The organism is Aeromicrobium sp. 9AM (assembly GCF_902506105.1).
GTDB lineage: Bacteria > Actinomycetota > Actinomycetes > Propionibacteriales > Nocardioidaceae > Aeromicrobium.
In genome coordinates this window covers 2,506,800-2,532,833 of sequence record NZ_LR733304.1, presented here as the reverse complement: position 1 = coordinate 2,532,833, position 26,034 = coordinate 2,506,800, and the positions used below count along the sequence as shown (strand labels likewise).

Genomic DNA, 26,034 nt, shown 5'->3' with positions numbered 1-26,034 from the left:
GCATTGCAGGGGTATCGGGGCAGCATGTCCACCACCGAGAAGCCGTCGAAGAGTCCCGAGATCGGTCGCATCACCACCGACATCCCCGCCCGGATGGACCGGTTGCCGTGGGCACGGTGGCACTGGCTCATCGTCATCGGTCTCGGCACGGTGTGGATCCTCGACGGGCTCGAGGTCACGATCGTCGGCAACCTCTCGGACGTCCTCAAGGACGGTGACAACGGCCTGGGGCTCAGCAGCTCCGACATCGGCATGGCCGGCGCGGTCTACGTCGCCGGCGCGTGCCTCGGCGCCTTGTTCTTCGGCCAGCTGACCGACCGGTTCGGCCGCAAGAAGCTGTTCATGATCACGCTGCTGGTCTATCTCGCGGGCACGGTGCTCACGGCGTTCTCCATGAGCCCGATCTGGTACTTCGTCTGCCGGTTCATCACGGGCACCGGCATCGGTGGCGAGTACGCAGCGATCAACTCCGCGATCGACGAGCTCATCCCGGCGAAGTATCGCGGTCGCATCGACATCGCGATCAACGGCTCGTTCTGGATGGGCGCGATGGCCGGCGCCCTGCTGACGATCCCGCTGACCGACCCGAACGTCGTCGACCAGGGGATCGGCTGGCGGTTCGCGTTCGGCCTCGGCGCGATCCTCGGCTTCGCCGTGCTGTGGGTGCGCCGCAACGTCCCGGAGAGCCCTCGGTGGCTGTTCATCCACGGCCGCGAGGAGGAGGGCGAGCGGATCGTCAAGGAGATCGAGCGGACGGTCGAGGAGGAGGACCACCTCGATCTCGACCCGGTCGACGAGACCATCACGATCCGTCAGCGCAGGACGATCCCGTTCACCACGATCGCGCACACGGTCTTCGCGCTCTATCCCAAGCGCACGGTCCTGTGCCTCGCGCTGTTCGCCGGCCAGGCGTTCCTCTACAACGCGTTCTTCTTCACGTACGGCGACACGCTCTCGACGTTCCTCGACGTCAAGCAGACCGGTTGGTACGTCGCGGCGTTCGCGTTCAGCAACTTCATCGGTGCCCTCACGCTGGGGCCGCTGTTCGACAAGGTCGGCCGCATCCCGATGATCTCGGGCACCTACATCCTGTCGGGCACGTTGCTGGCGATCGCGGGTCTCTCGCTCGACAACCTCACGGCGACGACGCTGACGATCTTCGGCTCGGTGATCTTCTTCATCGCATCGGCGGGTGCCAGTGCGGCGTACCTGACGGCCAGCGAGGTTTTCCCGATGGAGACGCGTGCGCTGTGCATCGCGTTCTTCTACGCCGTCGGCACCGCGATCGGCGGCATCGCCGGGCCGCTGCTGTTCGGCCGGCTGATCGACGACGCGACCGAGTCCAAGGACATCACGCAGATCGCGATCGGTTACTTCGTCGGTGCCGCGCTGATGGTCGGTGCGGGCGTCGTCGCGATCTTCCTCGGCGTCAAGGCCGAGGGCCAGTCGCTCGAGAACATCGCCAAGCCCCTCACCGCCGAGGACAGCAGCAGCTGACCTCGGCGGTGCGGCTCGTCAGCCCTTGTAGGTGACGCAGGGCGCGACGCCCTGCATGACGCCCTCGCGGAACGCCGCGACCCGGCCATAGCCAGCACCCTGGCGGGTCACGTCGCCTTCGCCGCGGAACACCAGCAACGCCTTGATGCCCTCGTCGAGGTCACCGGGCGAGATGCTGAACGTGCTGGTCTCCTTGCGGTCGTGCAGGATCACGCTGGCGCTGTAGGCACCGGCGAAGCAGTCGCCGCGCAACGTGGAGACCTTGGCATCCGACTTGTCGTCGAGCCGGGCCAGCGCCGCCAGACCCCACTGAGTGGCCAGCAGTGTGGTGACCGCGTAGTCACCGCCCTGGCGGTAGACCTCGGGCATCGTCGTCACGTTGTCGAACCCGATGTAGTCCTCGGGCACGCAGTAGAACAGCGAGAAGTCGGTCGTGGGCTGGCCGTTGCAGGTCGGCGCCTTGGCGGGGTCGAACGGCTCGTAGCCCTTGAGCGGCGTCCACGCCTTGCCGTTGGAGATCTTGGGGAAGACCTGGGTCCAGTAGTCCTCGATGTCGTACGGGACCTTGTTGACGATCGTGTCGTAGGGCGCGTCGCCGCCGCTGGCAGCATCCTCCTCGCTGGTGAACGGCAGCTCCAGGACGATCGGTGTGCCGTCCTTGTAGGACTTGCACTTCGTGGGTCCGTCGTCGAAGCCGTCCTGGAACGCGCTGACCCGGTCGAAGCCGCTGCCGTGCGCCGAGGCGTCCGTGGCCTCGGTTCCCGGGTTGTCCCGCAGGTCCAGGATGCCGGCGAGCGCGGTGTCGAGGTCGGCCGCAGTGAAGTCGAACGCCTTGGTCTTCTGGGCGTGCTTGGACCACGCGCCGGCGAAGCAGTCGGCCTGGAGCTCAGACGAGACGGTCAGCTCGTTGGCGCTGAAGAACCCGGACCGCTGCTGCATCGCGTGGCCCCACTCGTGGGCCAGGACGACGGGGATGACGAAGTCGCCGTACTTCTTCTGCAGGTCCGGCAGCAGCTTCTCGGCGTCCCAGGCGACCGAGTCGTCGAGCTTGCAGTAGAACGCGTTGCCCTGGACGTCGGAGTAGCTGTTGGCGCACTTCGGGCCGGCCGTCGACTCCGACGTCGAGGCGAACAGGCCACCCTTGACCGGCTTGTACTTCTTGCCGTAGAGATCGGGGAACTCATCGGTCCAGTACGCCTGCAGATCCGCGATGGCCTTGATGGCCAGCTTGTTGACCGGTGCGGACGCATCTCCGTCGATCTTGACCTTGCTGATGTCGGGCTTGGTGGCCTTGGGCTCGTCCGCGTCGGACTTGCCGCCACCGCACGCTGCGAGGAGAACGATCGCCGTGACGGCGGTCCACAGTCTGAGATTCATGCCCGAAACCTAGTGGCGGCGCGCTCCGGCTGTCCGGCGAACCGTGAAAACGTGTCAGGCGTTACGGTCGTACTCGGCGACGTCCGGGGCGTCGGACTCATGACCGTACGTGCGCTGCATCGCCGCGTTGAGCGACGAGACCATGTGCGCGATGACGACCGCGACGTAGTCGTTGACCTGGCTCCGGGCCTGGGCACTCGGCTCGGGCTCGAGGTCGGCCGCCGAGAGCTCGAGGACCCGGTCGCTGCCGACCCTCGTGAGCAGCACGGCGGGCTCGTTGGACTCCTTGGCGACCCAGACGGCGACCCGGGTCTCGACCGTGGCCTCCGGAACGTCGCGCGACCGCGCGAGCACGTGTGTCGTGATCACACCCGACCGCGGCGCCTGGTAGCCCTCCGGCGGCGACACCGCGTGGATGCCGTGGCTGTCGACCTCGATCTCGGCCAGGTGGGCGATGTCCCGCGAGATCTGGCGTGACGCGGTCTCGGTGACCAGCTCGTGGGCAGCCCGTGCCCAGGCGTCGCTGCGGTCCTCGGCGTCATTCATGCGGTCACAGTAGACCCCCGTCCGGTGCACGGTCACAGGTGCTGGGTCAGGACTGCCATTTCCAGGTCGTGAGGACCGACTCGCTGATCGTGTCGCGCTCCGACCTCGGGACGTCAGGGCTGAACGAGAACGTGATGACGTAGCCCTTGTCGTCGTGCACCACGGCGTACTGCTCGATGCGGTACTTCGGCTCGCTGAGCTCGACGTAGGCGCTGGTGTGGACCGCCGACTCGCCATCGACCTGCACCGGGTCGTGCGTCTTGATGTGGGTCGCACTGTCATCGGCCAGGAGCTCCTCGGCCGCAGCATCGCGGTCGGCGCCCTCGAGACCGACCAGCGAGTCGTACGTGATGACGTACATGTGGTCGGGGAACTCGTCCTGGTCCTTCACATCCACGGCCAGCGAGGCCGCGCGGGTCTCCTCGGACTGCGCCCAGCCCTCGGGCACCGCGTAGCTGAAGTCGTCGTTGGAGATGTCGTCGCCGTCGGCCGGCTCGGCGCTCAACGGTGTCGCGCTGGTCAAGGACGGCGCGGGCTTGGGGGTGCCCTGGTCGGACCCGCTCCCGGAGCAGGCGGCGAGCGTCGCGAGCAGCATCGCGGCGACGGCGGCCGAGCGGACAGGAGACCTCATGTTCCGAAACGTATCTGATTTCGCCAACGAGACCCGGAATGAATCGGCCTTGATCAAAGTTGATAACATCAGACTCAAGTCAGTTGACACACATTCTTGAACCATCACAGCACCCAACAGCAGGAGGAAACACCATGGCCAGAGCGGTCGGAATTGACCTCGGCACGACCAACTCGGTCGTCGCCGTACTCGAAGGCGGCGAGCCCACCGTCATCGCCAACGCCGAAGGCGCCCGCACGACCCCGTCGGTCGTCGCGTTCGCCAAGGACGGCGAGGTGCTGGCCGGCGAGGTCGCCAAGCGCCAGGGCGTGACCAACGTCGATCGCACGATCCGTTCGGTCAAGCGTCACATCGGCACGGACTGGAAGACCGAGATCGACGGCAAGTCGTTCAACCCCCAGCAGATCTCGGCGTTCATCCTGCAGAAGCTCAAGCGGGACGCCGAGGCCTACCTCGGTGAGCCCGTCACCGACGCGGTCATCACCGTGCCGGCGTACTTCAACGACCACCAGCGGCAGGCGACCAAGGAGGCCGGCGAGATCGCGGGCCTCAACGTCAGCCGCATCATCAACGAGCCCACCGCGGCCGCGCTCGCGTACGGCCTCGACAAGGGCGACGACCAGACGATCCTGGTGTTCGACCTCGGCGGCGGAACGTTCGACGTGTCGCTGCTCGAGATCGGCGACGGTGTCATCGAGGTCAAGGCGACCAGCGGTGACAACCACCTCGGTGGTGACGACTGGGACGAGAAGATCGTCGACTGGATCGTCACGAAGTTCAAGAGCAGCACGGGCCTCGACCTGACCAAGGACAAGATGGCCATGCCGCGCGTCCGCGAGGCCGCCGAGCGCGCCAAGATCGAGCTCTCGAGCTCGTCCTCGACCTCGATCAACCTGCCCTACATCACGGTCGACGCCGAGAAGAACCCCGTGTTCCTCGACGAGACCCTGACCCGTTCGGAGTTCGAGAAGATCACCGCTGACCTTCTCGAGCGCACCAAGGCGCCGTTCAACAGCGTGATCAAGGACGCCGGCATCGCGCTCAGCGCGATCGACCACGTGGTCCTGGTCGGCGGCTCGACCCGTATGCCTGCCGTCTCGGCGCTCGTCAAGGAGATGACCGGTGGCAAGGAGCCCAACAAGGGCGTCAACCCCGATGAGGTCGTCGCGATCGGCGCGAGCCTCCAGGCCGGCGTGCTCAAGGGCGAGGTCAAGGACGTGCTCCTGCTCGACGTCACCCCCCTGAGCCTCGGCATCGAGACCAAGGGCGGCGTCATGACCAAGCTCATCGAGCGCAACACGACGATCCCGACCAAGCGGTCCGAGGTCTTCACGACGGCCGACGACAACCAGCCGTCCGTCGCGATCCAGGTCTACCAGGGCGAGCGCGAGATGGCCGCCGGCAACCAGCTGCTGGCCACGTTCGAGCTCACCGGCCTGCCCCCGGCGCCGCGCGGCGTGCCGCAGATCGAGGTCACGTTCGACATCGACGCCAACGGCATCGTCAACGTGTCCGCCAAGGACCGGGGCACCGGCAAGGAGCAGTCGATGACGATCACCGGCGGCTCGGCACTGTCCAAGGACGACATCGACAAGATGGTCAAGGACGCCGAGCAGTACGCCGAGGACGACCGCAAGCGTCGCGAGGCCGTCGAGACCCGCAACCAGGCCGAGTCGCTGGCGCACTCCACCGAGAAGTTCCTCGCGGAGAACGGCGACAAGGTCGGCGACGAGGTCAAGACCGAGGTGCAGGCCGACCTCGACGCCCTCAACGAGGCGCTCAAGGGCGAGGACAGCGACGCCGTCCAGGCGGCCGTGACCAAGCTCGGCGAGTCGAGCTCCAAGATGGGTGAGGCCATGTACGCCGCGGCAGCTGCCGAGGCGCAGGCCGCCGGTACCGACGCGCCGACCGCCGATGCGGCTGATGACGACGATGACGTCGTCGAGGCCGAGATCGTCGACGACGAGCCGGCCGAGGGTGAGTCCAAGGACGAGTCCAAGTGACCCAGCCCGACGAGGGCTCGGCCCCCGAGCAGGAGGCTTCGACAAGCTCAGCCGGCGAGACGCCGGTTGAGCCTGTCGAAACCCCGGCCGAGCCGGAAACGTCCAAGGAGCCGACCCTGGAGGAGCAGCTGGCCGAACGTACGGCCGACCTCCAGCGGCTCCAGGCGGAGTACGTCAACTACAAGCGTCGCGTCGACCGCGACCGTGAGCTCGTACGCGCTCAGGGTGAGGCCGCGGTGCTGCAGTCGTTGCTGACGGTGCTCGACGACATCGCCCGGGCCGACGAGCACGGCGAGCTCGAGGGCGGCTTCAAGGCCGTCGCCGACGCGCTGCAGCAGGCCGTGGCCAAGCACAAGCTGCAGGCGTTCGGGGCCGAGGGCGAGCCCTTCGACCCCGCGCACCACGAGGCGGTGTTCCACGCAGGCGAGTCCGCCGAGGTCGAGACGACGACGGTGCACAGCGTCATGCGTACGGGCTACAAGCACGGCGAGCGGGTGCTCCGCCCGGCGACTGTCGGCGTGGTGGACCCGGCCGCAGCAGTGGCACCTGAAGACCCTTCGACAGGCTCAGGGACCGGGCATGATCAGGAAGCAGAGCAGGACGTCCTCACGGACGAAGCGCCCGACGAGTAGAGGTTAGGAGGCAGGGATGGCAGCCAGTGACTGGGCGACCAAGGACTTCTACAAGGTCCTCGGCGTCAAGAAGGACGCGTCGCAGGACGAGATCAAGAAGGCGTACCGCAAGCTCGCCCGCGACAACCACCCTGACTCCAACCCCGGCAACAAGGCGGCCGAGGAGCGCTTCAAGGAGGTCTCCGAGGCCTACGCCGTGCTGTCGTCGAAGGACAAGCGCAAGGAGTACGACGAGCAGCGCACGCTGTTCGGGCAGTTCCGTGGTGGCAACGCCGGGTTCCGTCCCCCGGGCGGGCCCGGCCAGCCCGACTTCGACGTCAGCGACCTGCTCGGCGGATTGTTCGGCGGGCGCGGTCGTGGCCGTCAGCGCCAGCCGCAGCCGCGCAAGGGCGACGACCTCGAGACCGAGGCGACCATCACGTTCGAGCAGGCCGTCGAGGGTGCGACCCTCCCGTTGCGGATGACGAGTGACGAGGCCTGCGCCAACTGCCACGGCACCGGCGCCCGTCCCGGCACGGTGCCCAAGGTGTGCAGCAAGTGCCAGGGCAGCGGCATGCAGACCGGTGCCGCAGGCGGCCTGTTCGCGATGACCGAGCCGTGCGACCAGTGCCGCGGTCGCGGGCTCATCGTCGAGCATCCGTGCGACGTCTGCCGCGGCTCCGGACGGGCGCCGTCGAGCCGCACGCTCAACGTCAAGGTGCCCGCAGGCGTCAAGGACGGCCAGCGCATCCGGCTCAAGGGCAAGGGTGGCAAGGGCGATGCCGGCGGTCCGGCCGGCGACCTGTTCCTCGTGGTGCACGTCGAGCCGCACCAGCTGTTCGGCCGCAAGGGCGAGCACCTGACGATCACGGTTCCGGTCTCGTTCGACGAGGCCGCACTAGGCGCGCAGATCCAGGTGCCGACTCTCGACGGACCACCCGTACGCATCAAGATCCCGGCCGGCACGCCCAACGGGCGGACGTTCCGGGCCACCGGCAAGGGCGGCCTCAAGAAGGCCGGCGGCCACGGTGACCTGCTGGTCACGGTCGAGGTGCAGGTCCCGACCGAGCTCTCCGACGAGGAGAAGGCCGCGATCGAGACCCTGCGTGAGCTGCGTGGCGCATCCTCGCCACGTGACGGACTGTTCGAGGCGGTGACCTGATGAGCTCCACTCCCTTCAGCCCTCCGGGGCCCGAGGCCAAGGTCTTCGTGATCAGCGTGGCGGCCGAGCTGTCGGGTCTGCACCCGCAGACCCTGCGCACGTACGACCGGCTGGGCCTCGTGGCTCCCGGGCGTACGGGCGGCGGTGGGCGCCGCTACTCGTTGCGCGACATCGAGCTGCTGCGCACCGTCGCGCGGCTCACCGCGGAGGGCCTCGGCCTCGAGGGCGTCAAGCGCGTCATCGAGCTCGAGAACCAGGTGCTGGCGCTGCAGGAGAAGGTCGCCGAGCTCCAGGCCGAGCTCGCGCAGTCCAAGCTCCCGCAGAACCTGCCGGCCCTGATCGCCGACCAGCACGTCGTGATCTGGCACAAGAAGCGCCGCTAGACCTCGACGCGGCACGCGCGTCCATCGGGTCTGACCGTCGCTCAGAACACCTCCGCGATCAGCTCGGCGAACAGTGTGCCCTCGTCGCGTTCGACGCCACGTCGAGTGAACCACGCGCAGACGTTGCGGCAGTCGCGCTCGAGCAGAGACATCGCGTGCGGGTTGCTGACGATGTCGACGAGCTGCGGGAGGTCGATCACGACGACGCGATCGGCATGGACCAGCAGGTTGTACGGCGAGAGGTCGCCGTGGACGTTGCCGGCGCGCGAGAACGTCCGCATGATCTCGACGACCTGGTCGAAGTAGTCGGCGAGGGTCGCCCGTGACGCGCGCACCTGGGCGAGACGCGCCGCGGCGACGCTGTCGTGGCCGATGAACTCCATCAGGATCTCGGTGCCCTGGACCTGGACGGGATAGGGAACCGCGGCGCCGAGCTCATACATCCTGCACAGTGACTCGAACTCGGCGTACGCCCACAGGCTCGCCGAGACCGCCCGTCCGTAGCGGGAGCCCTTGCTGACGGCGCGGGCGTCGCGTGTGTTCTGCACGCGCCGCCCCTCCTGATAGTCGGCCGAGCGGTGGAAGTCGCTGGTGCCCGGACCGCGATAGCGCTTGGCGGCGAGCAGGACCGACTGCGTCGGATCGTCCGGCACGGCGCGCCGGATCAGGTGGACGTCGGCCTCCTTGCCGGTCTTGACGACGCCGAGCTCGGTGTCGATCGCGGCGGCCGACGTGACGAGCCAGTCCGGATGGGGGTGGGGTCCGCGCTCGGTCGGCATCGTGGCCGGCCACGTGGACCAACGCTCGTCGTCACCGGGCTCGGTGACGGGGACGTAGAAAGGGGCGAAGCTGTCGTCGTGTGACATGTGGTGATCTCCAGAACCGGAGGTCGCCGCGTGTCAGTGGCAGGCGACCTCGATGAGAGAGGTGCGGGCAAGGTCGATCGCAAGATCGGTCATGGTCACTCCTCTCGTCATCGCGCTCCGGTCGAGACGCGTCCGGGTCAGCATATCCCTGCTTGCCCGGGTCGCTAGTGTCATTTCCTGTCGAGCGAGGAGTGGTCATGGGGATGTTCAAGTCCGACGAGGAGAAGGCCGCCGAGAAGGCCGAGCGGGAGCGGGTCGAAGCCGCCCGGCAGGAGGCGCTGCAGGCGGCGGCCGTCGAAGCGGCCGAGCAGAAGCGCATCGCCGGGCCGGTCGGACAGGCCGAGGTGGCCAAGCAAGCCGGGCTTCGGTTCTACGAGGTGCAGCTCGACGTCGGCATGACGTCCGGCTCGGCGACCTTCGGCGAGGCAACCGGTACGGAGACCCGGTCGTCGTCCCACCTCGGCACCCTCGGGGAGATCGAGGCACTGGGCTGGAGGCTCGAGCACGTCGGGTACGTCTACCAGGTCACCGGCGAGGAGACGACCGACAAGTTCGTGAGCACGGGCCAGCGGGTCGCGGTCAGCGGCAAGACCGTCGGCATCTACCTGTTCCGCAATCCCGACTGAGGCTCGGTGGACGCTGCGGGACAGTCGGTCCTGCAAACATGAGGGAACCCTCGCAATGTGTCCGGAACATGCGAACGATAGGTTGACCTCGACGCTTCCGCCGAGCAAGGACTGTCCCGTTGTTCCAGAAGATTCTCGTCGCCAACCGTGGTGAAATCGCCATCAGGGCGATCCGTGCTGCCCATGAGCTGGGCGCCCAGACCGTTGCCGTCTTCCCCTACGAGGACCGGGGCTCGGAGCACCGGGTCCGCGCCGACGAGGCGTACGAGATCGGCGAGCGCGGTCACCCCGTGCGCGCCTACCTCGACCCCGAGGCGATCGTCGAGGCGGCCGTGCAGTGCGGGGCCGACGCGATCTACCCGGGCTACGGCTTCCTGTCGGAGAACCCCGACCTCGCCGAGGCGTGCGAGCGCGCCGGCATCACCTTCATCGGACCGCCGCGGCAGGTCCTGGAGCTGACCGGCAACAAGGCGTCGGCGATCGCGGCGGCCAAGGCTGCGGGTGTCCCGACGCTCAACTCGGTCGAGCCGTCGGCCGACGTCGACGCGCTGATGACCGCCTCGGACACCTTGAACTACCCGCTGTTCGTCAAGGCCGTCGCCGGCGGCGGTGGGCGCGGCATGCGCCGGGTCGACGATCCGGCCAAGCTGCGTGAGTCGATCGAGGCGGCGATGCGCGAGGCCGACGGCGCGTTCGGCGATCCCACCTGCTTCATCGAGGAAGCCGTCGTCGACGCGCGTCACATCGAGGTCCAGATCCTCGCTGACCAGGCCGGCCACGTCGTGCACCTCCGGGAGCGCGACTGCTCGGTGCAGCGCCGGCACCAGAAGGTCGTCGAGATCGCTCCGGCGCCCAACCTCGACCGGGCGACCCGCAAGGCGATGTGCGCCGACGCGGTGAAGTTCGCCGAGTCGATCAACTACTCGTGCGCCGGCACCGTCGAGTTCCTGCTCGGTGCGGACGGCCGCTACGTGTTCATCGAGATGAACCCGCGCATCCAGGTCGAGCACACCGTGACCGAGGAGGTCACCAACGTCGACCTCGTGCAGGCGCAGATGCGCATCGCCGCCGGCGACAGCCTGGCCGAGCTCGACCTCGCCGACCAGTCGGCGATCAAGGCGCGTGGCTTCGCGCTGCAGTGCCGCATCACGACCGAGGACCCGGCCAACGGCTTCCGTCCCGACACCGGCACCATCACGTCCTACCGCTCGCCGGGCGGTCCGGGCGTACGCCTCGACGGTGGCACCACGTTCACCGGCGCCGTCGTCAGTGCGCACTTCGACTCGATGCTGTCCAAGCTGACGTGCCGAGGCCGCGACTTCGAGGCAGCGGTGACGCGGGCCGAGCGGGCTCTCGGCGAGTTCCACGTCGGCGGTGTGTCGACCAACATCCCGTTCCTCAAGGGTCTGCTCGCCAACCCCGACTTCCGCGCCGGCCACGTCACGACGACGTTCATCGAGGGGCACCCCGAGCTGCTCCTCGCCCACGGCGCGTCCGATCCGGCCGGCAAGATCCTGTCCTGGCTCGCCGACGTCACGGTCAACAAGCCCAACGGGGCCGCGCCGACCGCGATCGACCCGCGCACCAAGCTGCCCGATGTCGACCTGTCCGCCCCGGCGCCTGACGGCTCGCGCCAGCTCCTCCTGGAGCTCGGACCCGAGGGGTTCGCTGCGGCGCTCCGGCAGCGCGACACCGTGGGCGTCACCGACACGACGTTCCGCGACGCGCACCAGTCGCTGCTCGCGACCCGCGTACGCACGCGTGACCTCGTGACGGTCGCGCCGTACGTCGCGCGTACGACTCCGCAGCTGTTGAGCATCGAGGCGTGGGGCGGCGCGACGTACGACGTGGCGCTGCGCTTCCTCAAGGAGGACCCGTGGGACCGCCTCGCCGCGATGCGTGAGGCTGCCCCCAACATCTGCTTGCAGATGCTGCTGCGTGGCCGCAACACCGTCGGCTACACGCCCTACCCCACCGAGGTCACCGACGCGTTCGTGCAGGAGGCCGCCGAGACCGGCATCGACATCTTCCGCATCTTCGACGCGCTCAACGACGTCGACCAGATGCGCCCGGCGATCGAGGCCGTACGCGCGACCGGCACGGCCGTCGCCGAGGTCGCCCTCTGCTACACCGCCGACCTGTCGAACCCCGACGAGAAGCTCTACACGCTCGACTACTACCTCGAGCTCGCCGACAGGATCGTCGACGCCGGTGCGCACGTGCTGGCCATCAAGGACATGGCCGGACTGCTGCGCGCGCCCGCCGCTCGTACGCTCGTGCGCGCATTGCGTGAGCGGTTCGACCTGCCGGTGCACCTGCACACCCACGACACCCCCGGCGGTCAGCTGGCGACCTTGGTCGCCGCGATCGAGGCCGGTGTCGACGCGGTCGACGCCGCCAGCGCGGCCCTGGCCGGCACGACCAGCCAGCCGCCGATGTCGGCGCTCGTCGCGGCGACGAATCACTCCGAACGTACGACCGGCCTCGACATCGACGCGGTCAACGCGCTCGAGCCCTACTGGGAGGCCACGCGCCGGCTCTACGCGCCGTTCGAGTCGGGCCTGCCCGCGCCGACCGGCCGGGTCTACCGCCACGAGATCCCGGGCGGCCAGCTGTCCAACCTGCGCCAGCAGGCCATCGCCCTGGGGCTCGGCGAGAAGTTCGAGCAGATCGAGGACATGTACGCCGCGGCCAACGACATCCTCGGCAACGTCGTCAAGGTGACGCCGTCGTCCAAGGTCGTCGGCGACCTCGCGCTGCACCTCGTCGCGGTCGGCGCGGACCCCAAGGCGTTCGCCGAGGACCCCGCCTCGTTCGACATCCCCGAGTCGGTCATCGGCTTCCTGTCCGGAGAGCTCGGCGACCCGCCCGGTGGCTGGCCCGAGCCGTTCCGCACCAAGGCGCTCGAGGGCCGCAACGTCAAGCCCAAGGTCACCGAGCTCACGGACGACGACCGCGCCGGCCTCGCCGCCGACCGCCGGCACACGCTCAACCGGCTGCTGTTCCCCGGTCCGACGCAGGACTTCGACAAGGCCCAGGCTGAGTTCGGCGACCTGTCGTCCGTACCGACCGGCGCCTTCCTCTACGGCCTGCGTGGTGGTGACGAGACCGAGGTCGAGGTCTCCGAGGGCAACCTGCTGCTGTTCGGCGTCGAGGCCATCGGTGACGCCGACGAGCGCGGCATGCGCAACGTGCTCGGCACGATCAACGGGCAGCTGCGACCCACCGAGATCCGTGACCGGTCGGTCGACTCCAAGGTCGCCGCGTCCGAGAAGGCCGACACCGGCAACCCGCAGCACGTCGCGGTCCCGTTCGCAGGAGTCGTGCACGCGATCGTCGCCGAGGGTGACACCGTCGAGGCCGGGCAGACCGTCGCCACGATCGAAGCCATGAAGATGGAGGCCTCGATCACGACCGCCAACGCCGGCACGGTCTCTCGCCTCGTCATCGGCGACACCCGCCAGGCCGAAGGCGGCGACCTGCTGCTTGTCCTGAGCCCTGCTTGACCGCTCGTTGAGGTGAGGCTTTGCACCGGACAGTGGAGCAGGGATCGTCGAAGGGCTGGTGCTGAGCTGACTGCCTGACCGTCGAGCGGTGAGCTGGTCGCCCTTTCGGGGGTCGGATGGGCGAGTACGTCACCGCCAAACCTCGAGCGGCGACCCTCCGACCTGCGGCGATGCTGTTCTCGCAAAGTTCACAGGTTCTCGCGGCGCCGATGGCACGCACGCGTGCCATAGTGGAAAGGCGTAGACAGTCTGTGGCGGTAGGCCTCGATGATGCGTGCACGGTCCTCAATGGAAGGGGCCGCACATGACGCAAGAAGCCCAAGAAGCCCAGATCGACACCAGCCGCGACTCGACGTACGTCAGTCATTTCACCGAGCTGATGCAGGACGTCAAGGCATCCGGCCTGCTGGAGCGCGCGCACATCTACTACTGGCTGCAGATCGGCGCGCACGTCGGCGCGTTCTTCGCGATCTGGGCGGGATTCTTCTGGCTCGGCAACTCGTGGTTCCAGCTGATCCTCGCTGCGGCCCTCGGCGTCATCGTGACGCAGTTCGGGTTCCTCGGTCACGACGCGGCTCACCGCCAGATGTTCACCTCGGCGGCGTGGAACTCCTGGACCGCGCGCATCCTCGCCGGGGCGTTCGCCGGCCTGAGCTTCGCGTGGTGGCGGGCCAAGCACAACATGCACCACAAGGGCCCCAACCTCGAGGGCTACGACCCCGACATCGGTCCGGGCGCGATCGCGTTCACGCCGGGCATCGTCGAGCAACGCCAGAGCGGTTTCGCCGGCTGGTTCGTCAAGCGTCAGGGCTGGCTGTTCTTCCCGTTGCTGACGCTCGAAGGCCTCAACCTGCACGCCGAGTCGATCCGCGCCGCCCGCGACAAGCAGTCCAACCAGCCGTGGCGACGTCTCGAGCTGTTCCTGGTCGTCTCACGCCTCACGGCGTACGTCGCGATCCTGCTGACGTTCCTGCCGCTCGGCAAGGCGCTCTCGTTCTTCGCGATCCAGATGGCGGTGTTCGGGTTCTGCCTCGGCGCGTCGTTCGCACCGGCCCACAAGGGCATGCCGATCATCCCGCCGGAGATGAAGCTGGACTTCCTGCGCCGCCAGGTCATGGTGTCGCGCAACGTCCGCGGCAACCCGGTCGTCGACTGGGCGATGGGCGGGCTCAACTACCAGATCGAGCACCACCTGTTCCCCAACATGCCGCGCTGCAACCTCAAGAAGGTCCAGCCGCTCGTACGCGCGCACTGTGAGCGCGAAGGCATCGACTACATGGAGGTCGGGCTCTTCCACTCGTACGCGATCGTGGTCGACTACCTCAACAACGTCGGGCTCCGCGCCCGCGATCCGTTCGACTGCCCGCTGTCGGCCCAGCTCCGCGCCCCCAGCGCCTGACGCCCCGGGTCAGTTGACCTGGCGGTCGTGGCCTTCCCAGAACGGCTGGCGGAGCTTGAACTTCTGCAGCTTGCCGGTCGCCGTTCGGGCGAGCTCGTCGCGGAACTCGATCCTCTTGGGGCACTTGTAGCCGGCGAGGTGCTCTCGGCAGTGCGCGATCAGACCGTCCTGGTCGACGGGCTCCTCGTCGGGGTCGAGCACGACCAGCGCCGTGATGAGCTCGCCCCATTTGTCGTCGGGGATGCCGATGACCGCGACCTCCTTGATCGACGGGTGCGACATCAGGGCGTCCTCGACCTCGATCGACGAGACGTTCTCGCCGCCGGTGATGATGACGTCCTTCTTGCGGTCCGCGATCGCGATGTAGCCGTCCTCGAACGTGCCGCCGTCGCCGGTGTGGAACCAGTTGCCGGCCTGCGCCTCGGCGGTGGCCTCGGGGTTGTCCCAGTACGCCTCGAGGTTGTGGTTGCTCTGCGCCAAAACCTCGCCCTCGTCGTCGATCATCATGCGCACGCCGACCACCGGCGCCCCGGCGCGGCCGAGGTTGACCGCCTGCTGGTGCGGATCGAGGTCGTCCCACTCAGCCCGCATGCGTGACATCGTCAGCAGGGGAGCGGTCTCGGTGAGCCCGTAGATCTGGATGAACTCCCAGCCCAGCTCCTCACGTACGCGCTCGATCGTGCGGGTCGGCGGCGGAGCGCCGGCGACGATGATGCGTACGCGGTCACGGCCGGGGATCTCGCCGTCCCAGGTCTTCGCGGCGTCGAGCGCGGCCGCCACGACCGCCGGTGCCGCGCACAGGTACGTGACCCCGTGCCGCTCGATGCGCTTGAGGATCTCAGTGCCGTCGATCTGCCGGATGACCACGTGGGTGGCGCCCATGCCGGTCGCCGCGAACGGGTGACCCCAGCCGTTGGCGTGGAACATCGGCAGCGTGTGCAGGTAGACGTCGCGGTCCGAGACCGACGCCTGCCACCCGAAGACCGTCGCGTTGAGCCAGTTGTTGCGATGCGTGAGCTGTACGCCCTTGGGCCGTGCGGTCGTGCCGGAGGTGTAGTTGATCGTCGCGGTCGCGCCCTCGTCGCCAGCCCATGGCTGCGGGTCGGCTGTCGATCCCCAGATCTTGTCGTCGTCCTCGCCGAGCACGAACGTCCGCTTGCACTCGACCTCGTCGACCAGGTGACGCAGGTCGGGGTCGACCATCAGCACCTCGGCACCGGAGTGCTCGACGATGTAGCGGATCTCGGCCGTTGCGAGCCGGAAGTTGACCGGCACCAACACCCGGCCCCAGCCCGAGACCCCGAAGAACGACGTCAGCAACCGCGCGGAGTTCTGCGACACCACCGCGACCCGGCCGCCGACCGGCACGCCCATCTCATCCAGCGACGCGGCCTGCGCGCGAGCCCGCCGACCCAGCTCGGCGTACGTGATCTCGCCCCACGACTCCGCAGGCTGGGCGGGCTCGTCGATGACGGCGATGCGGTCGGGATAGACCGTGACAGCACGGTCGAGGAAGTCCATGACGGTCAACGGGTAGAACACGAGTGCCTCCTGGCGTGACGTGGCTCCTGTCTATCGTGCACCCCGCTGCGAGGAGGTTGCACCCCGAGCCGACTGACCTCTGTGCGTACCTGTCAGACGTATGGGCAAGAGTGGGTTCGTGCCCACGACTCCTCCTCCTGCGTACGCATGAGCACTGCCGGCGCCAAGCCCGACCGCCCGCCCCTGAGCAGCTTCTGGAGCGACCTGCCCCGCGAGGGCCGGCTGTTGCTGTCGGTCGTCGCGTTCCAGTTCATCGGCACCGGGCTCGTCCTGCCGTTCTGGGTCGTCTACCTGCACGAGATCCGCGGCTTCAGCCTCGACACCGTCGGCCTGCTGATGGCGCTGCTCTCCCTGGCCGGGTTCGTGGTGCTCGGCCCTGGTGGGGTCGTCATCGATCGCATCGGCGCGCGCAAGACCATGGTCGCGGCCCTGGTGGCGGCGTTCACCGGGCAGCTGATCATGGCGTTCGCCACGACGGTGCCGGTCGCGGCCATCGGCCTTGCGCTGGTCGGCTCGTCGTACGGCCTGGCGTGGCCCGCGTCCCAGTCCATGGTGGCGACGATCGTCCCGTCCCGCATCCGGCCTCGCTACTTCGGGATGAACTTCGCGTTGCTCAACCTCGGCGTCGGCGTCGGCGGCATCGTCGGTGGTTTCGTCGCCGACGTGTCACGGCCGGTCACGTTCCAGATCATGTATCTCGTTGAGGCCGCCAGCTACCTGCCCGCCCTGGTCCTCCTCCTCGGACCCTTGCGCCACGTCGGGGGTCCGCATCGTGGGGAGGCGCACGAGCACGAGCACGCCGATGCGGGCGGCATCAGCTATCTCGCTCTGTTCCGCCGACCCGCAGTGCTGTCGCTGACCCTGCTCTCGTTCGCCGCGGCGTTCATCGGCTATGCCCAGCTCAACGCGGGCATGCCGGCGTACGCACGTGCGGTGAGCGAGGTGTCGACGCGGGCGCTGGGCTGGGCGTTCGCCGCCAACACGTTGGTCATCGTGCTGCTGCAGCTGCTCGTGCTGCGCCACATGGAGGGCCGGCGGCGTACGCGCGTGGTCGTGGTGATGGCGCTCATGTGGGCGGTCTCGTGGATGCTGCTGGGTACCTCCTCGTGGATCCCCGGCACCCTCGGGGCGTCGATGCTCGTCGCCGGCTGCGCCTCGGTCTTCGCGCTCGGCGAGACGCTGCTGCAACCGACGGTTCCCGCGATGGTCAACGACCTGGCTCCCGACCACCTGCGTGGCCGCTACAACGCCATGAGCTCTGCGGGCTTCCAGGCGGCCTCGGTCACGGGGCCACCCGTCGCCGGCTTCCTGATCGATCGCGGACTCGGTGCTGCCTGGATCGGGATGCTGCTGGTCGGGGTGCTGGTGGTGATCGCGGTGTCGGTGCTGTGGGTCGAGCCGCGCCTCCCGCCGGTCGCCAACGGAGTCCCGCAGCCGGCCAGCGCGGGCGATAACGTCTGATCATGTTGATCGAGCATCGCGGAGCCAGCCCCCGGATCGACCCGACCGCGTACGTCGCGCCGACTGCCGTCATCAGTGGTGACGTCACGATCGGTGCCGACGCGCGCATCCTGCACGGGGCAGTCGTCACGGCAGAAGACGGCAGCGTGTCGATCGGTGCGCGGGTGGTCGTCATGGAGCACGCGCTCGTACGTGGGCGGGCGAGCCACCCGGTGTCGATCGGCGACGACGTGTTGATCGGGCCGCATGCGCACGTCAACGGTGCGACGATCGCCACCGAGGTCTTCATCGCCACCGGCGCATCGTTGTTCCCGGGCTCGAGCGTCGAGACGGGCTCGGAGATGCGGATCAACAGCGTGCTGCAGGTCAACTCCCACATCGGCTCGGGGGAGTCGCTGCCGATCGGGTGGGTCGCCGTCGGCGATCCGGCGCAGATGTTCTCGCCGGACCGGCACGACGAGATCTGGGCGATCCAGCGCGAGCTCGACTTCGGCGGCACGGTCTATGGCGTCGGCAAGGGCGCCGGCATGCGCGACATCATGACCCGGCAGGCGGAGTTCTTCGGCGCGCACCGCGACGACCGGGTGATCGAGCCTTAGCAGTCCGATCCTTGTCTCCGGGAGCGTGCGGTGTAATGATGTAATCATGATTACCGATGAGGCGCGCGAGCGCGTGGCAGGGTGGTTCACCGGCCGCCTCCCGGCCGACTGGCAGCAGAGCCCGGCACACGTGGTCACCGATCGCGAGGAGATCACGGTCCGGCTGAGCATCCCCGACGTCGAGCAGGACGAAAGTGCGACCGATGCGATCCGCGCTGAGGCGCGCGCGGGCCGTGCCAAGGCCTTTCGTGAGGAGACCCGCGACAAGCGGATCGAGATCGCGCGCGAGGCGGAGCACCGCTACCAGGCCAAGGTCTCCTGGGGCGTGACCGTTGGCCGGGGCGAGGACTCGTACGCGGAGCTGTGGACCCACGTGGCAGCGCCGGTCATGACGCGGTTGCGTCAGCCGCAGCGGCTCGTCCTGGACACCTTGGTCGATGCCGGCGTCGCTCGCTCACGCGCCGACGCCCTGGCCTGGTGCGTCAGGCTGGTCGGACAACACGAGGACGAGTGGCTCGGCGAGCTCCGCGAGGCGATGCAGTCGGTCGCGGACGTCCGAAGCAAGGGGCCGGCGGCCTGAAGGCCACCACCCGCCCGCCCAGCGACTACTTCTCGTAGCCGTAGAAGCCCTGTTGGGTCTTCTTGCCGAGGAGGCCGGCGTCGACCATGCGGTCGAGCAGCGGCGGCGGGGAGTAGAGAGGTTCCTTGAACTCGTCGTACATCGACTCGCCGATGGCCTTGAGGGTGTCGAGGCCGATGAGGTCGGACAGCGCGAGCGGCCCCATGGGGTGGCCGCAGCCCAGCACCATGCCGCGGTCGATGTCCTCGGCGGAGGCGTAGCCGGCCTCGTACATGCGGATCGCCGACAGCAGGTAGGGCACGAGCAGGCTGTTGACGATGAACCCGGCGCGGTCGGTGGCATCGATCGGCTTCTTGCCGAGGGTCTCGGTGACCCACGAACGCATCCGGTCCAGGGTCGCCGCGGAGGTGGTGAGTGAGGGGATGAGCTCGACGAGCTGCATGACGGGTGCGGGGTTGAAGAAGTGGACACCCATGACGTGATGCGCGCGGCCGGACACGGCGCCGAGCTTGACGATGGGGATCGAGGACGTGTTGGAGGCCAGGATCGCATCGTCCTTGTCCAGGATCTGCCCGACCCGGCGGAACAGGTCGAGCTTGGTGGACTCGTCCTCCGAGGCGGCCTCGACGACCAGGTCGCGGTCGGCCAGGGCCTCGAGGTCGTCGGTGAACGTGATGCGTTCCAGCACGGCGGTGACCTCGTCGGCGGTGATCTTGCCGCGCGACTCGGCCCTACGCAACGAGCCCTCGACTCGCCCGGCGGCGGCCTTGGCCGCATCGGCGTTGACCTCGACCACGATCACGTCCAGTCCGGCCCGGCCGGCGACCTCGGTGATGCCAGAGCCCATCAGCCCTCCGCCGATGACCCCGACCCTGTCGATCCCGCTCATGGTGCTCCTCAGTTAGTAGGACGTCATAGTATCTCGTCGGCCGCGCCGGCCGCGAAGGCCTCCACAGCGGGGCGCGCCTCCGGTCCGTCGCTGGCGTTGCGTGATGGGATGACCCCATGCGTACGCTCGCGGTGGCCCTGATCCTGGTGCTCGCCGGCTGCGGTGGCGGGTCGGGTGCCCCGCAGGCCAAGGCGACCAAGACGACTGCCGCGCCGACCACGGCAACGACCAAGCCGACCGTTGCCCCGCCGACGGGCACCCCCGCACCGGAAGCGCTCTCGAAGTTCCGCTGCGACAAGGGCCCCAAGGGCACGTGGAACAGCTCGGGCTACGTGGCCAACGAGACCAAGGCCAAGGTGACCTTCCAGGTCACGGTCTACGTCGGCGAGGCGGCCGGCGGCGAGGAGAAGGCCAAGACCCGGCAGGTGCCCAACGTCGCCGCCGGCGGCTCGGCCCGGTTTGTGCTCAACGGTGTTCCCGCAACCGCTGACGGACCCTGTCACGTGCAGGTGCTGGCCCAACGCTGATCGGACTGGACAGCCCACGACCCGCCCGGCCGATGGCCGTGACGGGTCGCGGGCAGGGCGCGGCGCAGGCTCAGTGCGCCATGACGGGTGCCGCGTCGGGGTCGACGGTGATCGGTCCCGGGCGGAGCAGGAGCCCGCAGATGACGGCTCCGACTGCGAAGATCCCGGCGCCCCACCAGAACACAGTGGTGTAGCTGTCCATCGCGGCGAGTGCCTGGTTCTGCGGGGTGGGTGTCTTGCCGTCGAGGTAGCTCGACGCCGCGGTCGCGGCGAACGCGCTCAGCACCGCAGTGCCGATCGAGCCACCGATCTGCTGGAACGTGTTGACCGCCGCGGATGCGACACCCGCGTGCTCGGCATCGACGCCCGAGGTGGCGGCGCTGAACGCCGGCGCCATCGCCAGTCCGACACCCAGACCGGTGATGATGAGGCCGGGCAGGATGTTCGCGACGTACGTGCTGGTGAGGTCCAGCTGGGCGAACAGCACCAGTCCGACCGCGGCGAGCATCATGCCGGCGAACACCGGGACCTTCGGCCCGAACCGGGCGACGACACCGGAGAACCCGGTGGCGGTGGCCATGATGCCCAGGATCATCGGGGTGAACGCGAAGCCGGTCTTGAGCGGCGAGTAGCCGAGGGTCAGCGAGACGTAGTAGGTCAGGAACAGGAAGACCGCGAACAGGCCCAGGCCGATGATCGCGACGGTGAGGAACGATCCGCCGCGCGTGCGATCCCAGACGATGTGCAGCGGCAGGAGCGGGTTCTCGACGCGGTTCTCGATCACGGCGAACGCCGCGAGCAGGGCCAGGCCGGCGACGACGCAGATCAGGGTGGTCGCGCTCGACCAGCCGTCGGACTCGGCGTTGGCCAGGCCGTAGACGAACGAGACCAGGCCGGCGACGACCACGACCGTGCCGGGGATGTCGAGCTTGGGCGCGTTCTCCTCGCGAGCCTGCTTCTTGAGCATCAGCATCCCGCCGATCACGGCAACGACCGCGATCGGCACGTTGACGTACAGGCACCAGCGCCAGGACAGGTACTCCGTGAGGGCTCCGCCGAGCATCAGGCCGATGGCGCCACCGCCACCGGAGATCGCACCGAAGATCGCGAACGCCTTGGCGCGCTCGGCGGCGTCCGTGAACGTGACGGTCAGCAGTGAGAGCGCTGCGGGGGCCAGGAGCGCGCCGAAGATGCCTTGCGCGACACGGGCTGAGACGAGCATCTCGAAGTTCTGCGCGGCGCCACCGATCGCGGATGCGGCGGCGAAACCGACCAGGCCGGTGAGGAACATGGGCTTGCGGCCGACCAGGTCGCTGAGCCGGCCGCCCAGCAGGAGCAGCGAGCCGAACGCGAGGGCGTACCCGGTCACGATCCACTGCCGGTTGTCGTTCGAGAACCCGAGCGACTCCTGCGCGGTGGGCAGCGCGATGTTCACGATCGTGGCGTCGAGCACGACCATGAGCTGGGCCAGGGCGATCACGCCGAGGATCAGCCAGCGGGTGGTGTGGTGCGGGTTGTCCGCGTGGTCAGGCGGTGCGGCCTGGCGCCGGTCGGCGACCAAGGTGTCGGTCATGGGTGGCTCCAATACGAGGAAGTGGAAAGTCTCTTCCGTTTCACTGTAGAGCATAAGTGGAAACTACTCTCCATTTGTTCCCTGTGACGTGCCGCACGCGGGGTGCGGCAGGATGGGGTCCACTCCGGCCGGGCAATTTGTGCGATTTCGGCGATTTCTCCACCTGTGGATGCGGTCAGCCGTATCGTCAGAAGAGTTGAGGGAGTCAACAAGCACGTGAATCGCGCGTTGAGGGAGCAACCATGATTCAACTTAGATTCGGCCTGCCCGCACGTCGGCGCGCCATAATCCTGACCATCGCGGCAGTGACCACGGTGGCCCTCGTCCAGCTGGCACCCCCGGCCTCGGCCGCCCCGGTCGTGCGCTGGGTGTCGCCGAACGGCTATGGCAACAGCTGCTCGCTCATGCAGCCGTGCTCGGTGTCGACGGCCCAGTCCCAGGTGCGCGCTGCGGCTCCGTCGATGTCCGCGGACCTGATCATCCGCTTCACGGCCGGCACCTATCCCGCGCTCACGTTGCGCGACACGGACTCGGGCCAGCGAGGCTATGTCGTGCGCTACGAGGCGGCAGCAGGCGTGAAGCCGGTGATCAGCGGAGCCCGCCAGATCACGGGTTGGAGCCTCCGCGACAGCACCAAGAACATCTGGCAGGCACGGGTGCCGAGGTCGTTCACGTCCCGGCAGCTGTATGTCAACGGTGTCCGGGCGTCGCTGGCATCGCGGCCCGTTGCCGACATCCTCGGAGGCCTCACGAAGACCTCGACGGGATACACGTCGACTCGCGCGGGAATGAGCGGTTGGCGCAACCCGGCCGACACCGAGCTTGTGTTCCCGGGCGGCGGCAACGACCCGGTCGCCGGCGGGGTCCAGTCCGCCACCCCGTGGACGTGGAGCATGTGTGGCGTCTCGGGCGTCTCCGGGACCAGGGTCACGGTCGACTCGGCCTGCTGGAACAAGGCCGCGACGGTCCTGGGCAGCGACACCACGATCCTCTCCAAGCCCACGGCGCTGCAGAACAACTACGCGCTGCTCGGCGCGCCGGGCCAGTTCTACCTCGACGACCCCGCCGACACCGTCTACTACGTACCGCGGGCCGGCGAGACCCTCCAGTCGGCGAACGTCGTGATGCCGGAGGCGACGGCGCTGCTCACGGCGACCGGGACGGCATCTTCGCCGATCCACGACCTCCAGGTGGCGGGGCTGACGTTCGAGTACGCCACGTGGACCCCCAGCTCGACGGGTGTCATCGACGTCCAGTCCAACGTCATCGGCGGTGAGACGCCCTCGGGGCTTGCCATGATCCCGAGCGCGGTCGCCTTCACGCGTACTCGCAACATCGTGTTCGAGCGCAACACCCTGCGGCATCTCGGTGGTGGCGGCGTGTCGTTCACGGCCGGCACCGGCGCGGTCGTGCGCGGCAACGCGGTGACCGACGTGTCGAGCACCGGCATCACGATCGGTGACGCCGTCGCCTGGTCGTCACCCTCGGTGTACGACACCGGTGCCACGGTCTCCAACAACGTGGTCCGCAACGTCGCGGCCGAGTACCTCGGCGGTGTGGGGATCTTCGCCGGATGGGTCAAGCAGACCCGGATCACGCACAACGAGGTGTCCGACCTGCCCTTCATGGGCATCTCGCTCGGCTGGGGCTGGAACAACGCGAGCGACATGGTCGACAACCACATCGACGGCAACCTCGTGGAGAACGTGCACGGCTCGTCGCTCTACGACGGCGGCGCCATCTACGTCCTCGGCAAGCAGGGCGATTCGCCCGGCTCGACGATCTCGGCGAATCATGTCGCGGGCGACGCGCAGCCTTACGGGGCCCTCTACCTCGACGCCGGCGCCTCGCACTGGACCGTGCGTGACAATGTGGTCGAGCGAGCACCGTACGGCTGGCTCTACCTGCAGCACATGGACCAGTCGACGTCGTCGTCCAACCTTGTCGTATCCAACTACGCCGACACCGACGTCCAGCAGCAGGCTCCCAAGGGCCCCAACGAGACCAACACGGTCGACGACAACCAGCTCAAGCTCACCAGCTGGCCGGCCGCCGCGCAGGCCGTGATCGACGCGGCCGGGCTCGAGCCGGCATACGCCGATGTCCGGGGCTGAGGAAGAAGCGGAGATTTCTTTCCGATTCGGTAGGATGGGTGCATGACCGCCGGTAATGCGACGCAGGAGCGCCCGCTGCGACGTGACGCTGCGCGCAACCGCGAGCTGATCCTCGAGACCGCTGCGGAGGTCTTCGCAGAGCTGGGGCTCGAGGCCGGCTACGACGAGATCGCCCGCCGCGCGGGCATCGGCGTCGGCACGGTCTATCGCCGGTTCCCCGAACGGTCGGAGCTCGTGCAGGCGCTGTTCGAGTCCCGGATCGACGAGATGGTCGCGATCGGTGAAGAGGCAGCCGGCATGCCCGATGCCTGGGCCGGCCTGACGTGGTTCTTCGAGAAGTCGGTCGAGAAGCAGGTGGCCGATCGTGGGCTCAAGGAGGTCATGGTCAAGACCCTCAACGAGAGTGGTCGCGTGACCGTGGGCCGCGAGCGGATCGGACCGATCGTCGAGGGGCTCATACAGCGAGCGCAGGCCGATGGCGCGCTCCGGCCGGACGTCGAGGTTACGGATCTCGGCATGCAGCTCATGCTGCTGGGGTCGCTCGCGACGCCCGAGCAGCCCGACCTCTGGCGGCGCTACCTGGCCCTGCTGCTCGACGGGTTGCGGGCTCGTCCCGATGCCACGCCACTGCCGCTCGTGGCTCCGCCCGACGAGGCCATGCACGCCCTGATGTGCAACCTGCAGGGTCGCCGGGCCTGACCTGCTAGCTGCGGGAGATGCGCACCATGTCGTCACGGGGGACGACCTTGATGCGCGTACGGCCGGCGGCCTCGCCGAGGGCGAGCTCGTGCTCGTCGAGCTGCTCCCAGCCCTCCCACGTCGTGAACTCGATGCCGCGACCCGCGAGGTAGCGATCGACCGCTTCACGCTCGGGCTCGGCGGGAGCGACGAGCTGGTCGACATCCGACAGCAGCAGCTCGATGGTCTGGGCGGCGTCGGACTTGGTGTGGCCGATCAGCCCGACCGGACCGCGCTTGATCCACCCAGTGACGTACGCGCCGGGCAGCGGGTCGCCCTCGATGTCGATGACCCGGCCACCGTCGTTGGGCACGATCGCCTGGGTGTCGTCGAACGGGATGCCGGCCAGGTTCTCCGAGCGGTAGCCGACGGCCCGGTAGACCGCCTGCACGGGCCAGTCGACATACTCGCCGGTGCCGCGGGCGTTGCCCGTGCCGTCGAGCTCGGTGACCTCGGTGCGCAGGCCGACGACCTGGCCGTCGTCGCCGAGGACCTCGACGGGGTTCTGGCAGAAGTGGATGTGGATGCGGTGCGGGGCGCCGGTCGGCTCCTTGGCGAGGTAGTTCTGCAGCACGTCGACGACGAGCTTGACCGACTTGGACGCGCGGATCGCGTCCATGGATCCCTCGTCGAGCTCGAAGCCCTCGGGGTGGACGATGACGTCGATGCTCGGCGAGTGCGAGAGCTCGCGCAGCTCCATCGGCGTGAACTTGACCTGCGCGGGTCCGCGGCGGGCGAACACGTGGATGTCCTTGGCGGCATTGGCCTTGAGGCCGGCGTGGACGTTGTCCGGGATCTCGGTGACGAGCTGCTCGTCGGCGGTCTTGGCGAGCATACGAGCGACGTCGAGGCCGACGTTGCCGACGCCGAGCACGGCGACGGTCTCGGCGCGCGGGTCGAACGGCCAGTCGCGCGGCGCGTCGGGGTGTCCGTCGTACCAGGACACGAAGTCGGCCGCACCGAACGAGCCCTTGAGCTCGATGCCGGGGATGTCGAGGTCGCGATCGGCGCGCGCGCCGGTGGCGAAGATGACCGCGTCGTAGAACTGCTGCAGGTGGTCGAGCTTGAGATCCGTGCCGTAGTCGACGTTGCCGAAGAAGCGGATGTCGTCGTTGGACAGCACGCGCTTGAGCGCCTTGATGATCTCCTTGATCCGCGGGTGGTCCGGCGCGACGCCGTAGCGGATCAGGCCGAACGGCGTGGGATCGCGGTCGAGGATGTCGATCGTGACGTCGACCTCGGACTTGGTGAGGATGTCGGCCGCGTAGATGCCCGCCGGTCCGGCGCCGATCACGGCGACACGCAATTGCCTGCTCATACACAACTCCTGGGGGAAGATCGCCACGCTGTCTTAGGCAAGGCTAAGGACGCGGTTCAAGGGGGCCAGGTGCGTCTTGCCATGCG

General features: G+C 68.4%; 22 protein-coding genes. 14 read left to right on the top strand and 8 right to left on the bottom strand.

The window, feature by feature from the left end:
* Nucleotides 1-24 precede the first annotated feature (24 nt).
* Nucleotides 25-1,497, top strand: coding sequence for an MFS transporter (locus BOSE46_RS18985; RefSeq protein WP_159541717.1), 1,473 nt, complete (start codon nucleotides 25-27; stop codon nucleotides 1,495-1,497).
* 18 nt (nucleotides 1,498-1,515) lie between these two features.
* Here BOSE46_RS18985 and BOSE46_RS18980 read toward each other — a convergent pair whose 3' ends face one another.
* The 3 genes from BOSE46_RS18980 to BOSE46_RS18970 are packed head-to-tail and all read right to left on the bottom strand — an operon-like array spanning nucleotide 1,516 to nucleotide 4,051.
* On the bottom strand, nucleotides 1,516-2,874 hold the full coding sequence (locus tag BOSE46_RS18980) for a neutral zinc metallopeptidase (protein ID WP_159541716.1): 1,359 nt from the start codon (nucleotides 2,872-2,874) through the stop codon (nucleotides 1,516-1,518).
* 54 nt (nucleotides 2,875-2,928) lie between these two features.
* Nucleotides 2,929-3,420, bottom strand: coding sequence for a hypothetical protein (locus BOSE46_RS18975; RefSeq protein WP_159541715.1), 492 nt, complete (start codon nucleotides 3,418-3,420; stop codon nucleotides 2,929-2,931).
* Between the two features lie 46 nt (nucleotides 3,421-3,466).
* The gene (locus BOSE46_RS18970) at nucleotides 3,467-4,051 is read right to left on the bottom strand and encodes a hypothetical protein (RefSeq protein ID WP_159541714.1); all 585 of its coding nucleotides are present in this window, start codon (nucleotides 4,049-4,051) and stop codon (nucleotides 3,467-3,469) included.
* A 134-nt stretch (nucleotides 4,052-4,185) separates the two neighbouring features.
* On the opposite strand from BOSE46_RS18970, the gene dnaK reads away from it, so the two are divergent.
* From dnaK to BOSE46_RS18950, 4 genes are read left to right on the top strand one after another with little or no spacing between them, the layout of a single operon-like run.
* Nucleotides 4,186-6,054: a molecular chaperone DnaK gene (dnaK, locus tag BOSE46_RS18965; protein WP_159541713.1), complete on the top strand. Its 1,869-nt coding sequence runs from the start codon at nucleotides 4,186-4,188 to the stop codon at nucleotides 6,052-6,054.
* A complete protein-coding gene (locus tag BOSE46_RS18960) occupies nucleotides 6,051-6,686 on the top strand; it encodes a nucleotide exchange factor GrpE (RefSeq protein WP_159541712.1) in 636 nt (211 codons plus the stop codon). Before dnaK ends, BOSE46_RS18960 begins: the two co-directional genes overlap by 4 nt.
* A gap of 16 nt (nucleotides 6,687-6,702) precedes the next feature.
* Entirely contained in the window at nucleotides 6,703-7,827 is a 1,125-nt protein-coding gene (gene dnaJ, locus BOSE46_RS18955) for a molecular chaperone DnaJ (protein ID WP_159541711.1), read from the top strand.
* Complete coding sequence (locus tag BOSE46_RS18950) at nucleotides 7,827-8,210, top strand: heat shock protein transcriptional repressor HspR (RefSeq protein ID WP_159541710.1); 384 nt, start codon at nucleotides 7,827-7,829, stop codon at nucleotides 8,208-8,210. Before dnaJ ends, BOSE46_RS18950 begins: the two co-directional genes overlap by 1 nt.
* Before the next feature lie 41 nt (nucleotides 8,211-8,251).
* Here the strand turns inward: BOSE46_RS18950 and BOSE46_RS18945 are convergent, their stop codons facing one another.
* On the bottom strand, nucleotides 8,252-9,076 hold the full coding sequence (locus tag BOSE46_RS18945; protein ID WP_159541709.1) for a serine protein kinase RIO: 825 nt from the start codon (nucleotides 9,074-9,076) through the stop codon (nucleotides 8,252-8,254).
* Between the two features lie 197 nt (nucleotides 9,077-9,273).
* Between BOSE46_RS18945 and BOSE46_RS18940 the strand changes: the two genes are divergently transcribed.
* The 3 genes from BOSE46_RS18940 to BOSE46_RS18930 all read left to right on the top strand — a co-directional run bounded on the left by BOSE46_RS18940 (nucleotide 9,274) and on the right by BOSE46_RS18930 (nucleotide 14,607).
* Nucleotides 9,274-9,702, top strand: coding sequence for a hypothetical protein (locus tag BOSE46_RS18940; RefSeq protein ID WP_159541708.1), 429 nt, complete (start codon nucleotides 9,274-9,276; stop codon nucleotides 9,700-9,702).
* A 119-nt stretch (nucleotides 9,703-9,821) separates the two neighbouring features.
* Complete coding sequence (locus BOSE46_RS18935) at nucleotides 9,822-13,208, top strand: pyruvate carboxylase (protein WP_159541707.1); 3,387 nt, start codon at nucleotides 9,822-9,824, stop codon at nucleotides 13,206-13,208.
* 304 nt (nucleotides 13,209-13,512) lie between these two features.
* Entirely contained in the window at nucleotides 13,513-14,607 is a 1,095-nt protein-coding gene (locus BOSE46_RS18930) for an acyl-CoA desaturase (RefSeq protein ID WP_159541706.1), read from the top strand.
* Between the two features lie 9 nt (nucleotides 14,608-14,616).
* On the opposite strand, the gene BOSE46_RS18925 is transcribed toward BOSE46_RS18930, so the two are convergent.
* Entirely contained in the window at nucleotides 14,617-16,149 is a 1,533-nt protein-coding gene (locus BOSE46_RS18925) for an AMP-binding protein (RefSeq protein ID WP_159541705.1), read from the bottom strand.
* A 147-nt stretch (nucleotides 16,150-16,296) separates the two neighbouring features.
* Between BOSE46_RS18925 and BOSE46_RS18920 the strand changes: the two genes are divergently transcribed.
* The 3 genes from BOSE46_RS18920 to BOSE46_RS18910 are packed head-to-tail and all read left to right on the top strand — an operon-like array spanning nucleotide 16,297 to nucleotide 18,789.
* On the top strand, nucleotides 16,297-17,610 hold the full coding sequence (locus tag BOSE46_RS18920) for an MFS transporter (protein WP_159541704.1): 1,314 nt from the start codon (nucleotides 16,297-16,299) through the stop codon (nucleotides 17,608-17,610).
* A 2-nt stretch (nucleotides 17,611-17,612) separates the two neighbouring features.
* On the top strand, nucleotides 17,613-18,209 hold the full coding sequence (locus tag BOSE46_RS18915; RefSeq protein WP_159541703.1) for a gamma carbonic anhydrase family protein: 597 nt from the start codon (nucleotides 17,613-17,615) through the stop codon (nucleotides 18,207-18,209).
* A gap of 46 nt (nucleotides 18,210-18,255) precedes the next feature.
* Entirely contained in the window at nucleotides 18,256-18,789 is a 534-nt protein-coding gene (locus BOSE46_RS18910) for a hypothetical protein (protein WP_201299676.1), read from the top strand.
* Nucleotides 18,790-18,814: 25 nt separating this feature from the next.
* Here the strand turns inward: BOSE46_RS18910 and BOSE46_RS18905 are convergent, their stop codons facing one another.
* Entirely contained in the window at nucleotides 18,815-19,678 is an 864-nt protein-coding gene (locus BOSE46_RS18905) for a 3-hydroxybutyryl-CoA dehydrogenase (RefSeq protein ID WP_159541702.1), read from the bottom strand.
* 116 nt (nucleotides 19,679-19,794) lie between these two features.
* Between BOSE46_RS18905 and BOSE46_RS18900 the strand changes: the two genes are divergently transcribed.
* Nucleotides 19,795-20,205 carry a hypothetical protein gene (locus tag BOSE46_RS18900; protein WP_159541701.1) on the top strand — a complete coding sequence of 137 codons (411 nt, stop codon included), beginning with the start codon at nucleotides 19,795-19,797 and terminating at the stop codon, nucleotides 20,203-20,205.
* Nucleotides 20,206-20,275: 70 nt separating this feature from the next.
* On the opposite strand, the gene BOSE46_RS18895 is transcribed toward BOSE46_RS18900, so the two are convergent.
* Nucleotides 20,276-21,778: an MFS transporter gene (locus tag BOSE46_RS18895; RefSeq protein WP_159541700.1), complete on the bottom strand. Its 1,503-nt coding sequence runs from the start codon at nucleotides 21,776-21,778 to the stop codon at nucleotides 20,276-20,278.
* Nucleotides 21,779-22,020: 242 nt separating this feature from the next.
* Between BOSE46_RS18895 and BOSE46_RS18890 the strand changes: the two genes are divergently transcribed.
* Both BOSE46_RS18890 and BOSE46_RS18885 read left to right on the top strand, forming a co-directional pair.
* Nucleotides 22,021-23,892 carry a right-handed parallel beta-helix repeat-containing protein gene (locus tag BOSE46_RS18890; RefSeq protein ID WP_159541699.1) on the top strand — a complete coding sequence of 624 codons (1,872 nt, stop codon included), beginning with the start codon at nucleotides 22,021-22,023 and terminating at the stop codon, nucleotides 23,890-23,892.
* A 42-nt stretch (nucleotides 23,893-23,934) separates the two neighbouring features.
* On the top strand, nucleotides 23,935-24,591 hold the full coding sequence (locus BOSE46_RS18885) for a TetR/AcrR family transcriptional regulator (protein ID WP_159541698.1): 657 nt from the start codon (nucleotides 23,935-23,937) through the stop codon (nucleotides 24,589-24,591).
* A gap of 4 nt (nucleotides 24,592-24,595) precedes the next feature.
* Here BOSE46_RS18885 and BOSE46_RS18880 read toward each other — a convergent pair whose 3' ends face one another.
* Entirely contained in the window at nucleotides 24,596-25,948 is a 1,353-nt protein-coding gene (locus BOSE46_RS18880) for an FAD-dependent oxidoreductase (RefSeq protein ID WP_159541697.1), read from the bottom strand.
* Between the last annotated feature and the right edge of the window lie 86 nt (nucleotides 25,949-26,034).

Coding starts and splice junctions, on each gene's coding strand:
- BOSE46_RS18985 (WP_159541717.1), top strand. CDS start 25: ATGTCCACCACCGAGAAGCCGTCGAAGAGTCCCGAGATCGGTCGCATC.
- BOSE46_RS18980 (WP_159541716.1), bottom strand. CDS start 2,874: ATGAATCTCAGACTGTGGACCGCCGTCACGGCGATCGTTCTCCTCGCA.
- BOSE46_RS18975 (WP_159541715.1), bottom strand. CDS start 3,420: ATGAATGACGCCGAGGACCGCAGCGACGCCTGGGCACGGGCTGCCCAC.
- BOSE46_RS18970 (WP_159541714.1), bottom strand. CDS start 4,051: ATGAGGTCTCCTGTCCGCTCGGCCGCCGTCGCCGCGATGCTGCTCGCG.
- dnaK (WP_159541713.1), top strand. CDS start 4,186: ATGGCCAGAGCGGTCGGAATTGACCTCGGCACGACCAACTCGGTCGTC.
- dnaJ (WP_159541711.1), top strand. CDS start 6,703: ATGGCAGCCAGTGACTGGGCGACCAAGGACTTCTACAAGGTCCTCGGC.
- BOSE46_RS18950 (WP_159541710.1), top strand. CDS start 7,827: ATGAGCTCCACTCCCTTCAGCCCTCCGGGGCCCGAGGCCAAGGTCTTC.
- BOSE46_RS18945 (WP_159541709.1), bottom strand. CDS start 9,076: ATGTCACACGACGACAGCTTCGCCCCTTTCTACGTCCCCGTCACCGAG.
- BOSE46_RS18940 (WP_159541708.1), top strand. CDS start 9,274: ATGGGGATGTTCAAGTCCGACGAGGAGAAGGCCGCCGAGAAGGCCGAG.
- BOSE46_RS18930 (WP_159541706.1), top strand. CDS start 13,513: ATGACGCAAGAAGCCCAAGAAGCCCAGATCGACACCAGCCGCGACTCG.
- BOSE46_RS18920 (WP_159541704.1), top strand. CDS start 16,297: ATGAGCACTGCCGGCGCCAAGCCCGACCGCCCGCCCCTGAGCAGCTTC.
- BOSE46_RS18915 (WP_159541703.1), top strand. CDS start 17,613: ATGTTGATCGAGCATCGCGGAGCCAGCCCCCGGATCGACCCGACCGCG.
- BOSE46_RS18910 (WP_201299676.1), top strand. CDS start 18,256: ATGATTACCGATGAGGCGCGCGAGCGCGTGGCAGGGTGGTTCACCGGC.
- BOSE46_RS18905 (WP_159541702.1), bottom strand. CDS start 19,678: ATGAGCGGGATCGACAGGGTCGGGGTCATCGGCGGAGGGCTGATGGGC.
- BOSE46_RS18900 (WP_159541701.1), top strand. CDS start 19,795: ATGCGTACGCTCGCGGTGGCCCTGATCCTGGTGCTCGCCGGCTGCGGT.
- BOSE46_RS18895 (WP_159541700.1), bottom strand. CDS start 21,778: ATGACCGACACCTTGGTCGCCGACCGGCGCCAGGCCGCACCGCCTGAC.
- BOSE46_RS18890 (WP_159541699.1), top strand. CDS start 22,021: ATGATTCAACTTAGATTCGGCCTGCCCGCACGTCGGCGCGCCATAATC.
- BOSE46_RS18885 (WP_159541698.1), top strand. CDS start 23,935: ATGACCGCCGGTAATGCGACGCAGGAGCGCCCGCTGCGACGTGACGCT.
- BOSE46_RS18880 (WP_159541697.1), bottom strand. CDS start 25,948: ATGAGCAGGCAATTGCGTGTCGCCGTGATCGGCGCCGGACCGGCGGGC.